Annotated in this window: 7 protein-coding genes and 2 pseudogenes; 6 read left to right on the top strand and 3 right to left on the bottom strand. The window is 66.4% G+C overall.

The genetic code is table 11. The annotated features are described in order from the left end of the window. The first annotated feature begins 42 nt into the window (after positions 1-42). The 4 genes and pseudogenes from IE267_RS38480 to IE267_RS38465 all read left to right on the top strand — a co-directional run bounded on the left by IE267_RS38480 (position 43) and on the right by IE267_RS38465 (position 6063). Entirely contained in the window at positions 43-564 is a 522-nt protein-coding gene (locus tag IE267_RS38480) for a hypothetical protein (RefSeq protein WP_189766468.1), read from the top strand. Positions 565-722: 158 nt separating this feature from the next. Further along, positions 723-3995, top strand: coding sequence for an RHS repeat-associated core domain-containing protein (locus IE267_RS40235; protein WP_268251646.1), 3273 nt, complete (start codon positions 723-725; stop codon positions 3993-3995). 295 nt (positions 3996-4290) lie between these two features. Further along, a pseudogene (locus IE267_RS40570) lies at positions 4291-5074 on the top strand (IS701 family transposase); the annotation flags it as partial. A gap of 57 nt (positions 5075-5131) precedes the next feature. Then, a pseudogene (locus tag IE267_RS38465) lies at positions 5132-6063 on the top strand (IS5 family transposase). Positions 6064-6245: 182 nt separating this feature from the next. On the opposite strand, the gene IE267_RS38460 reads toward IE267_RS38465, so the two are convergent. Beyond that, on the bottom strand, positions 6246-7430 hold the full coding sequence (locus IE267_RS38460) for an IS701 family transposase (RefSeq protein ID WP_189766486.1): 1185 nt from the start codon (positions 7428-7430) through the stop codon (positions 6246-6248). A 729-nt stretch (positions 7431-8159) separates the two neighbouring features. Between IE267_RS38460 and IE267_RS38455 the strand changes: the two genes are divergently transcribed. Then, positions 8160-8501, top strand: a complete 342-nt coding sequence (locus tag IE267_RS38455) for a CHAP domain-containing protein (RefSeq protein ID WP_189766467.1) — start codon at positions 8160-8162, stop codon at positions 8499-8501. Positions 8502-9083: 582 nt separating this feature from the next. On the opposite strand, the gene IE267_RS38450 is transcribed toward IE267_RS38455, so the two are convergent. Both IE267_RS38450 and IE267_RS38445 read right to left on the bottom strand, forming a co-directional pair. Next, complete coding sequence (locus IE267_RS38450; RefSeq protein ID WP_189766466.1) at positions 9084-9662, bottom strand: hypothetical protein; 579 nt, start codon at positions 9660-9662, stop codon at positions 9084-9086. 235 nt (positions 9663-9897) lie between these two features. Next, entirely contained in the window at positions 9898-10059 is a 162-nt protein-coding gene (locus IE267_RS38445) for a hydrophobic protein (RefSeq protein WP_100575597.1), read from the bottom strand. Positions 10060-10874: 815 nt separating this feature from the next. Here IE267_RS38445 and IE267_RS38440 point away from each other — a divergent pair. Beyond that, positions 10875-11778: RHS repeat domain-containing protein (locus IE267_RS38440; RefSeq protein WP_229861666.1), on the top strand; the 904-nt coding region annotated here is incomplete at its 3' end.

Genomic DNA, 11778 nt, shown 5'->3' with positions numbered 1-11778 from the left:
CGCGCACATTTTCTGGGGGGTGTGCACGTGAGGCGTGCGCGTATGACGATCGCCGCAGCAGTTTCCGGGACGGCGCTTTCCCTGCTGGGAAGCGGTGTCGCGACGGCAGGTACGGGCCCGGCTCCCTCTGCGCAGGAGCGGGCCGCCTCGACGGCGGCGGGGGCGGCGGGCACCGAGGCCGGCAATCCGGCCAGCGCTGCGGCAGTGGCGACCGGGGTGTGCTCCGATGCCTACCAGATCGGCACCACTTCGTATGCCTACCGTGGCACGGAGACGATCGCCTCGGTCAAGCAGTTCTACTCGCCGAAGTGCAATCAGAACTACGGCTATGTGTGGGTGTGGAAGTCGTTCCTCGACAAGAAGATCAGGTTCGACCTGCAGGTCGGTGTCTGGAACTACGACCGCTCGACACTCTCCGGAGTGCGACGCGAGTACGACTCGCTGGACCAGGAATTTTGGGGTAACGGAGCCGACTCGGTCAAGGACTGCACGTCGGGTGATGGCACTCTGACCATCGCCAACGAGCAGGGCGCGTATGCCGCCAGGACATCCAAACGCTGCTGACACATCGCCGGCGCGATCGGCCGGCCTTGCGCCGGCTCGTGCCGCGGGAGTTGCCCTCATGTACGCGGGTGGCAGCCGCCCACCGGCTGCCACCCGCCGGGTCCCGCTTCTCCACCAACCGGCTCTGTCAAGCCTGATCGACTCAAGGAGAGTTCCTCGTGCACTCTGTCATGCCCGAAAACCGGCGGACCAGACGCGGCAAATACTCTGCCGCGGCAACTGCCGTCGCCGCCGCCGCAGGAACAGCGCTACTCGTCGCCCTGATCCCGGCCCAGGCATCCGCCGCGTCGGCAGACAAACCCGACTCGCCACGGCTCACCGCGTCACCCACCGGCCAGACCCAGGCCCCCACAAGCACCCCGATCGGTACCCCGGGCAAGGACCGCAAGCTGGTACAAGCGGGCATCCTGCAGTCCACGTTCCAGGGCCTGGGCATCGGCCAGGTGCCCTGGTCGCAGTTCCACAAGGCACCGCTGTCGGACTCCGTCGGCGCGCAGGTGAACTACGGCAACGGCAACCTGCTCCTGTCCGTCAACGCCTTCGACATCGCCGATGCCGGCCCCGGTCTGTCCTTCGGACTCGCCTATAACGGCCTGAACACCAGTTGGAAGGCGACGACCGGCAGCGACTACCTCATCCACGAGCCGAACACAACATCGGCCTACGTGCAGGGACCGTCCAGCACGATCGCCGTATTCGAACGGGACGGCTCGAACTTCACCCCGGCGCCCGGCTACAAGCAGGACCTGACGCAGTCGTCGGACAAGAAGACCTTTACCCTCACCTCCCGCGGAAACGGGCAGAAGACCACCTTCACCCGCACCGGCACCACCGGCGACGCCCGGGTGAGCAAAGTCGAGGACAAGAACGGCAACGCCACCACCATCACGTACTCCGGCGCGTTCACATCGAAGATCACCTCTGCGTCAGGCCGCACCCTGACCTTCGACAACGACGGCAAGCAGATCACCAAGGTCACGGACAATACCGGACGTTCCGTGTCCTACACGTGGTCCGGGAACGATCTGAAGACGTTCACCGACACCGACGGCAAGACCACGGCTTTTGACTACGACACCTCGCACCGGATGACGAAGGTGACCACACCGGAGGGCCGTGAGGCGCGATTCACCTGGAACACCAACCTCCTCGCGTCGATCACCCGGGTCGTCGACAAGAGCGTCGGCACCGGAGCCACCACCGCCTTTCGCTACATCCTGCCGCAGCCCGGCAGCGAAGGCGAAGGCATCGCCCGCATCACCGACCCGCTCGGCAAGAACACCGAGAAGACAGTTGACGCCCGCTGGCGCGTGAAGAAGACGACCGATCCGCTCGGACGTGAGCGCTCCCAGACATGGGGCCCCGACAACAACATCACCAGCGCGGTCGACGGCATGGGTGTGGGCTCGACGCCGGGCAATACAGTCACGTTCGACTACGACGACTCCTTCAATCCCAAGTCCGCCACCCAGCCCACCGGCGCCCAGTCGACCGCTGCCTGGACCCAGAAGTCCGGCGGCCACTACCCGGAAACACTGACCTCCGCCAGCGGCGACAAGGTCACCAACGGCTACGACACCTCGGGCAACATGATGTCGCAGACCGACACCACCACCGGCTCCGACGGCGCGAAGTGGACCTACGACTACAACCCGAAGTCCGGAACGACGGACTGCGGCGGCCTGCCCGGCCAGCGCTGCTCGGCCACCGACCCCGAGAGCCACAAGACGTCCTTCACCTACGACTCCAAGGGCAACCTGGCGAAGGTCGACCGCCCCTCGGCTCAGGAGGACCTCACCTACACGTACGACGCGCTGGGCCGTACCGACACCGTCACCGACGGGCGTGGTGTCAAGACGGTCTTCACGTACGACAAGCGCGACCGGCTCACGACACAGACCAGCGACGGCAAGACCGCAACATTCGTCTACGACGCCGACGGCAACATCAAGACCCGTACGTCGCCCGCCGGCACGAGCACGTACAGCTACGACGAGCAGAGCCGCGAGCGCACGCGCAGCCTGCCCGCGGGCGGCGCGAGCTCGGTGACCTACGACGCGTCCGGCAACGTCAAAACCGCCACCGACGCCGGCGGCACCCTCGCCTACGACTACAACGACGCCAACCAGCTCACCACTCTCACGCAGCCGGGAGGCGCCAAGATCACCTACGGCTACGACAACAACGGCGACCGCACCACCACCACCTACCCCGGCGCCACGGTGCAGAAGACCGACTACGACAAATCCAGCCGCGCCCAGAAGATCGAGGTCAAGAACGGCTCGACCGTCCTGTCCACGATCTCGTACGACTACAGCAAGTCCGGCAAGGACAGCGACAAGATCAACAAGCGCACGGTCGACGGCGCCGCCACGGCCTACACCTACGACTCCAAAGGCCGCCTCACCAAGGCCGAGGAGACCAAGAACGGCTCCACCACGGCGGGCTGGGCCTACTGCTACGACAAGGCCGGCAACATGACCGGCCGATCCACCGGCACCAGCCTCCCCGCCTGCACCGACCCGCAGTCCGCCCGCCAGTACAACAACGCCAACGAACTCACCTCCCTCGGCGGAAACACCGGCTTCTCCTACGACGGAGACGGCAACGAGACGTCCGCCGCCTCGCCCGCCGGAGTCCGTACGAACGGTCAGTGGACGCCGTACACCCAGCTCGCCGAACTGACCGCCACGGGCACCGCGTCGACCTACACCTACGCAGGCGTCGACAACAACGACCGCCTCACGCGTGGCAGTTCGACCTTCACCAACACCGCCACCGGCATGACCCGCGAGAACACCACCGGTTTCGTCCGCGAAGCCTCGGGCACCCTGACAGCCATGACCAACGGCGGGGCCAGCCAGTACTACCTCACCGACGTCCAGGGCAGCGTCATCGGCCTCGTCGACGCCTCCGGCAAGCGCACTGCCACCTACACCTACGGCCCCTACGGCGAAGCACGCACCACCAGCGGAACCAACCAGCCCTACGGCTATACCGGCACCTACCTCGACCCAACGGGTCTCTACAAAATGGGCGCCCGCTACTACGACCCCCAGCTCGGCCGCTTCACCCAGCCCGACCCCTCCGGCAAGGAATCCAACCTCTACGCCTACGCCGCAGGCGACCCCATCAACAATGTCGACCCGAACGGCCTGTCCTTCTTCGACGCTGTCGGCAAGGGGTTCGACATCTACGACATAGGCAGCATGGCCAAGGACATCGACGAGGGCAACTACAAAGACGCTCTCGCCACAGGAGTCGGCATGGCGGCAGGCGCCGCCGCAGAGGCCGGATGCGGTGCGGTGGCCGCAGCCGTCAGCGCACCGACAGCAGGGGTAGGCGGACTGGCGGTCGGCGCCACCTGCTTCGGCACCGGGTACGCGGCTGGCGAGCTCGGCGAAAAGGCCGCCAGCAGCGTCCTCAACTAATGATGAGAACCTCTCTCACCAGATAAGGAGATTGACAACATGCATGGACTTATTCTGGCTAAGGGCGCGGGGCACGGCACCCCTAGCTTCTGGATCATCGCAGTCGTCCTGATCGTCATCGTCGGGGTTGCATTTCTGATGAGCAAGGCGCGCAAGAAGTAATCTCTGCCTCCTCTCACCTGCCCACCGGGTCTGGGAACGGCTTATCGCCGGGCTCAGACCCGGCTTTCGCTCTCGAGGCAATGGTGGCCCGATTTCCATACAGCCCGAGCTCTCCGGCATCGACCTCGCCTGCCAGGCCCGGATCGCCGAACGGCTGAGCTGGGCGATCCGCCCGGAGGCGTGGGTGATCGACGATGTGTCGTTCCCCAAGTGCGGCACCGCTTCGGTCGGGGGGCCCGGCAGTACTGCGGAGCGCTCGGGAAACGGGCGAACTGCCAGATCGCGGTCAGTGTTCACGCCGCCACCGACACCGCGTCCTGTCCGCTGGACTGGCAGCTGTATCTGCCGCCGGAGTGGACGGAGGAGCCGGACCGCTGCCATCGGACCGGAGTGCTGGATGAAGCGGTTGCCCACCAGGAGAAGTGGCGCCTGGCGCTCGGCATGCTCGACACGGTCGCCGGCTGGCAATGGAGGCGCCGGTGGTGGTCGCCGACGCGGGCTACGGCGTCAGCACTCCGTTCCGGACCGGCCTGGAGGAACGCAGGCTGTCCTATGTCCTCGCGCTGACCGGCAAGGAAGTCGCTCATGCCGAAGAGGCCGAGCCACACCGGCCCGCTTATGGCGGGCTCGGGCCGCCGACCCTGCCCCGCTACCGCACCCCGCCCCGAGCCGTCAGCGCCCTCGCGGAGGAAACCGGCCCGGAACAGTTCACACAGGTCACCTGGCGACAGGGCAGCAAAGGCCCGATGACCTCGCGGTTCACCGTCCTGACCATCCGGCCCGCGGGCAAGCAGTCCCTGGCCGCGGCCCAGAACGCGGGCGACGGCCGCAACCGGTGGGACGGTGTCCTGCCTGCCCGGACCCTCCTGGTTGAGTGGCCTGAAGAGCAGGACGCCCCGACGGGCTACCGGATCTCTAGGCGCTGTTTCTCGGATCTCCTGACGTGAGTGGGGTGTTGGGGTCAGGCTTGCGGTATGGGTCGTGGGGATTTGACGAACGCGGAGTGGGACCGGCTGGTGTCGTTCCTGCCTCCTGGTGGTGCTCGTGGGGGCCGGTGGAGTGATCACCGGCGGGTCATCAACGGGGTGCTCTACCGGGTCCGGACCGGTGTGCAGTGGCGGGATCTGCCGGAGCGGTTCGGGCCGTGGGAGACCGTCTACAAACGCCATCGACGCTGGTCGGCTGATGGGACATGGACGATGCTGCTGTCTCGGATCCAGGCCGCCGAGGACGCTGTGGGCCGGGTCGACTGGGACGTGTCGGTGGACTCGACTGTCGTGCGGGCCCACCAGCACGCCGCCGGCGCGAGGAAGGCGCCGGCGGCCGCTGGTCCTCAAAAGGGGCACGTTCGGGGGACGAACCCGGTCGATCCGGTGTTGCGGAAACTGGTGGTCCGGCTCGAGGAAGTGGTCAGGTCGGCGAGTGCCTGGGACGCTCCCGCGGCGGATTCACCACCAAGATCCACCTCGCCGCGGACGGGCGGTGCAGGCCTCTCGCCCTCGTCCTGACACCGGGACACTACGGTGACGGGCCACAGTTCGAGCGTGTCCTGGAGCAGGTCGCCGTGCCCCGTATCGGAGTCGGAAGGCCCCGTACCCGGCCCGACCATGTCCTGGCCGACAAAGCCTACACATCCCGGAAGAACCGCCGCTACCTGCGACGACGCGGAATCCGCCACACCATCCCCGAACGCCTCGACCAGCAAAGACACCGCAAGAACCGCGGCTCACGCGGTGGCCGGCCCACCGGCTTCGACAGCGAGCGATACAAGAAAAGCAACACCGTCGAACGAACCATCAACCGCCTCAAGGGCTTCCGCGCCGTCGCCACCCGCTACGAGAAACGCGCCCACATCTACCTCGGCACCGTCACCCTCGCAGCCCTCATCATCTGGCTCCGCACATGATCCGAGAAACAGCGCCTAGTACTGCAACGGTCTTTGGTCTGATGGTTGGGCAGTTTCTGGTGGTGTGTGGCCGCGTCGTTTGTAGTGGCTGAGGCGGGCTTGTTGTCGTCGTGTGCGGCGCCAGTAGGACCAGTGCAGGGTGTGCTCGAGAGATGGGGGTCGGCGGTGGGCGAGGCGGGTGATCAGGCGTCGGAGTTCGGGGAGGGTGAGGGGTATGAGCTGAGAGGATCCGTTTCTGCTTTGTCTGTGTCGAGCTCGCGGGCGCGCAGGACGGTGAGGCAGGCGTGGGCGGCCATGGCGAGGGTCATGTGGCGGTGCCAGCCGGGGTAGCGGCGGACTTGGTAGTCGTCCAGGCCGCATTCCTGTTTCGCGCTCTGGAAGCATTCCTCGATCGCCCAGCGGCTGCCGGCGACGCGAATCAGCTCATCGAGGGTGGACTCGGCGGGGCAGTAGGCAATGTAGTAGGAGATCTGGTCGGGCCGGCTGACGCTTCGGCGGGCGATCACCCAGTGGCGGCGGTCTTCGCGGTGCCAGGGTCGGACCTCCACTCTCGCCCAGTCGTAAATCCTGGGGCCGTGGGCCCCGTTCCCGCAGGAACGACTCTTCCACTTCTGCCGCGACAACCCGTTGAACAGGTCGTGAACGGGGTGGTCCATAGCCCAGCGGGAGACGACGGTGTCGTGGCGGGTCGTCGCCATGACGTGAAAGACATCCGCCCGCTCGAGCTCGGTCCGCCATCCTTTGGAGAAGCCGTAGGCGGCATCCGCGGTCACCCACCGGAACGGGATCTTCTCCGTGACCGCCCGGCGGACCATGGCCTTCGCGATCATCACCTTCGTCTCGAAGGCGACTGTGTCTTCGATGCCCGCGGCACGGCACCGTTCCCGGTCATCGGTCCATGACGTGGGCAGATACAGACGGCGGTCGATCAACGTGCGGCCACGGGCACCGGCATAGGCGAGGAAGACACCGACCTGACAGTTCTCCGTCCGCCCCGCCGTTCCGGAGTACTGGCGCTGGACGCCGGCCGAGCGGACACCCTTCTTCAGGAAGCCGGTGTCGTCCACGATCAGCACCGCGTCGGGATCACCAAGCTGTTCCACTACGTAGTCGCGGACGTCGCCCAGGACCTCGTCCGCGTTCCAGTCGATCCGGTTCAACAACCGGTGCATGCGATCGGGCGCCGCGTGCCCGGCCTCCTCCGCGAGCGTCCAGCCGTTCTTCCGCTCCAGCGAAGCGATCAACCCCTGCATATACGCAAGGGCCGACTCCCGCGGCTCACTCCGGCTGAACCGGTGCACGAACCCTCCGTGCAAACGCTCCAACTCGCCCGCCCACAACCTGACATCACCATGGTCCCCACCCATAACCACACCAACGAACGCCCTGGCCAACAGTCACGGCAAAGACCGTTGCAGTACTAGGCCTGCGTGACATGCCGCATCGCGTACGAGCCGGCACTCCCGGACGGCCACATCGCAGTCGTGACAGCGGTCGCGATCCAGGGCCGTTCCCCGGGAGAACGGCGAGGCGGGGGCGGGGGCGGTCCAAGGGGGCGCGTAGGTGGATTTTTGTGCGCGGGGGGGCGTGGTGCTCGCTCGGGTTGTGTGGAGGTCCGTGGTCTGTCACGGGCCAGTTGTTTACGTTCGGGCAGAAGCACGCAGCGGCCATGGTGTGGCTAGTCGGCCGAGCCAGGGGCGGCATCTGCATCAACCGGCAGTCAATGCGTATGTGTTGTGGGTGCCGTGAAATGGGGGGCGTTCATGTGTACCGGCATCATCATCCACATGGCCCTCCTCGGCTTGGCCCCCGCGGGCGACGTAGCGGACGCCGCCATGGCGGCGTCCGCCGCGTCGCATCCGCTACCGCGCTCGCCGCCCGCTGCGGGGCCGCCGCTGAGTAACCGGGACGTCGGGCAACGGAGACCCGGGCAGCAACGACACCAACGCCCTCCGGAACGCCGTCACCACCTTGGCCAACAACGAGAAGAACAATGCGGGCCACAACGTCGCGCAGGGCAACATGTCCACCTCGGACGACTGCAACTACTATTCGACGTCTCTGCGGGCAGGCAACACGGGCAGGTGCTCCAACGGGTGGCTCTCCGAGGACTGGTGCGCCGATTTCGCGCGGTGGGTGTGGCAACAGTCCGGCGCCAACGTCTCGGGCCTGGGGGGGCGATCACTTTCAAGAACCGTACGGGCAGCAACTGGCACAACGACCTGACCAACGTCCAGGTCGGCGACGTGATCGGGTGGCGCTTCGGCACGGTGGCGAGCGATGACCATGTCAGCATCGTCGTCGCCGTCACCAGTACCACCTTGACCGTGATCGAGGGCAACGTCGGCAGCTACCCCTCGCACGTTCTGCAGAACACCTACGCCAGGACAGTCAATAACAGTGGCGGCATCAGCGGGTACGCCACCCTTTCGCTGTAGACGCCGCGGTCCGCACAGGCCAGCACGAGCCATTATTCGCGGCAGCGTGCGACCTGCGGCCCCCTGCCCAACCCTTGAAGGGGCAGGGGGCCTTGGGGACGGGTTCCCGTACGGTACTCAAGGACCATCAGGGCCCCGACGCCTCGGACTCGTGGACGGAGCCCCGCGGTGCCGGCCCACCGAGGCGGCGGACACCGCGCAGCCGTCACGGCCCTCCCGCGCGCTCTCCGACAAGAGCACGCCTACATCGCGCCGCCGTCTCCGATCGGGGAATCACCGGTTGCGGCACCGTCGTGCCATCCGTATCCGGATCGCCGCCATCGGGGCCTGCGCCGCCGCGCAATGCCGCAGCGGCAACCTCCGCGGGAACTCCGTGGTGGACCTGGAGGCCGAAGTCCGCCCAGGGGTGCGGGGGAGAGGGGCTCCGGCACTCCGGTTGAGAACAGTGCCGTGATTGCGGTGCTGGGCGCAGCTGTCGTCGAGGTGGCGTACTCCGCGTTGTGGCTGCGCAGCCCGGGACAGGGCTCCGGCGAGGAGCTCGACGCCTACGACCTGGCCGCGGAGCTGCCGGGCCGGCTGCCGTCAGAGTGGCTTCGGGAAGTCCCGCGCCTTGATCTTCGCCATCCGGCCGTCGGTGTGATGGAAGACCAGGCCTTCCGAGCCGTTGGCCTCGGCGAGCTGCAGGACGACCGCGCGAAGGTCGTCGAACGACCTGCCCGGCAGGGAGATGACGTCGGCCTCGGCATGGGCGATGAGCCAGTGATGCCTCTCGCCCTCGGGGTTTCCGTTGATCCTCGGACCGGTGAGCTCGTAAGTCCCTGCCCGGAACCGTTCGATGCCGGTGAACGCACTGACGTTCGCCACCGCCTCGGCGTGGAACTTGGCGAAGCTCGACTGCGCGACCGGCTCCCAGCCCACGGTGCGTCCGGTGATCTCGTCGGTGCTGATGGCCTGGAAGTTCGGCGGGGGGGGGGTTTTGCCGGGCTTGATCTCGCGGCGGGCCCACCAAGTGGTGCCGTCGTGCGTGACGCAGGTCCCGTCGTATTTCCGGGTGGCTATGCCTTCGCCGGCGAGGACCCTCTCGCAGCCGGCCGTGACCGTGGGCAGGACGTAGCGACGGTCCTCGGGATTGCGGGCGAACATGGTTGGGATCTTCTGCATGTGGACCTCCTGGTGGGTGGCTCACAGATTGTGGGCGATGAGTAGCCCATCGAGCACGGCATTTACGGCGGTTGGCAGTTGGACGATGGTGAGGGGTGACTCGGCCTTGCCAAGCGGGCAGGGGGTGGAGCGTGGTGACCCTGATCCCCTGTGTGATGGGACACTGCAAACAAGTGGGTGGCCTCGCGCCGAAGCGCGGGGCCACCCATGTGATGACGATTGATGCGACTGGCGGCTACCAGCGGTACCAGCGGCCGCTTCCTCCCTTGGGGCGGGCGACGAAGCCGACGAGCCAGACGACGAGCACGATGATGGCGATCCACCACAGGGCCTTCAGTGCGAAACCCGCGCCGAAGAGGATCAGAGCCAGTAGAAGAACGAGAAGCAGGGGAACCATAGTTATCAACCTCCGAGCCGTCGAATGCCCCGGCCTTCCTCACCGACACAGCCCCGGCACACTTGTTTACAAGATTCTTGTCCGGGAATTCGTTGCGCTCCCATGCGCCTGAGCGCGCCCGCCAGGTGCGAGCCACACGCAACGCTTCGAGCACGCCGGCTGACCGCGACGCAGCGTTGAGTACGCCGGGCGAAGATGGCGATCGCCTGCAAACACTGCTGCCTGCCGCACGTCCCGAAGGCGGGTGCGGATGGGAGGGCCGTGCCGACCAGGTGCTGGGTCTCTGGCCGGGACCGAGGAGGCATAGCGGTAGCTGGTGGAGCGTGGACAGGCTGTCCTATCGATCACGAGCGCGTCGTTCCGATGGGGCCCTGGGCTGTTGGTGTCGATGACTTTCAGTCAAACGTGACGGGTCTGCGGGGCTGAGGGTGGAGTGAAAGCCGTTGCTGTGAGTCGGGGATTGGTATCTTGTGTCCGTTTTCTCGTTGACCGAGAGCGGGAAGGGGAGGGGCTAGTTCCTGAGGGGATGAGGGTCGGATTTTAGGGAAGTGGTCGCTTCCTTGTGCAGATCCTGTGCGAACGTGTGTGCTCCTGGTGGCCGTTGGGGCTGCCGGGCTTTGACTTCCTAGCGGGGGGAAGACGTGCGTTCGTGTACTTTCGGCATGCCCTTTCGGCATGCGCGTTCCACAGCGAGAAACTCTCTGATTGCCTCCGTCGTGGTGTTGGGGCTGGGCGCGTCCGCCTTGCCTGCACTGGCGGCAGGACCGGCTCCGGCACAGGGTTCGGTATGGGGGCAGGGCAAGGCGCGGGCTGAGATGCCCGCGGTGAAAGTAGGGCAGAACAAGCCGCCCCGGAATCAGCGCAAGGCGGCGCCGAGCGCGGAGCAGCGCCGGTGGGAGGCTGGGCAGAAGTCCCGGCTGGCAGGACAGCAGCAGGGCGCCGCTGCGCCGTCGGTGAAGGTGGCCGTGCCCGAGGGGCAGGGCGATGTGCCGTGGCACCAGATCTTCGACTTCCGTATCACCGACTCGCTCGTGGGACGGATCGACTACTCGACCGGCAACATGATGCTGGCGGCCACCGACTTCGACATCGCCGGTGTCGGCAACTCCCTCCAGCTGACCCGGACCTACAACTCCTTCTTCGCTCCCAGTGGCCAGATCTCCACCCCGTGGTGGAGCGGGTATGAGCGGAACCTCGAAGCGTTCGCCAACGACGTCATCTGGTACGACTCCTCCGGCGCCAGCATCGACTTCCTGAAGAACGCCGACGGCACGTTCAAGACACCGGACGGTTACGGCAAGGACCTCAAGAAGAACAGCGACGGCACCTACACCCTCACCGACCGCAAGTCCGGCTCCAAGGACACCTACAACGCCAACGGCGTCCTGACGAAGGTCACCGACCGCAACAACGGCACCATCACGGTCACCGCCCACAACGACTCCGGCGGCTGGCTGGCAGGCTACAAGCTCACCGAGGACCGTTCCGGGCGCACGATCGATCTGGTCAAGACGAGTGACGCGCTGTGGACGGCGACGGACAACAGCGGCCGGAGTGTCAAGTACGACATCGACGCCGCCCATCACCTTGTGCGGTCCTGGGACACCGCGGGCAGGGCGACGTCCTACGACTACGACGAGGACGGACGCCTGATCAAGGTGACTACGCCCGAGTCCCGGACGACGGAGTTCACCTACGACTCGCAGAGCCGCGTCACCT

The sequence above is a fragment of the Streptomyces xanthochromogenes genome, from assembly GCF_014650455.1.
GTDB classification, from domain to species: domain Bacteria; phylum Actinomycetota; class Actinomycetes; order Streptomycetales; family Streptomycetaceae; genus Streptomyces; species Streptomyces xanthochromogenes.
Note: the sequence above shows the minus strand (reverse complement) of the source record. Positions and strands in the feature narration are given on the sequence as shown.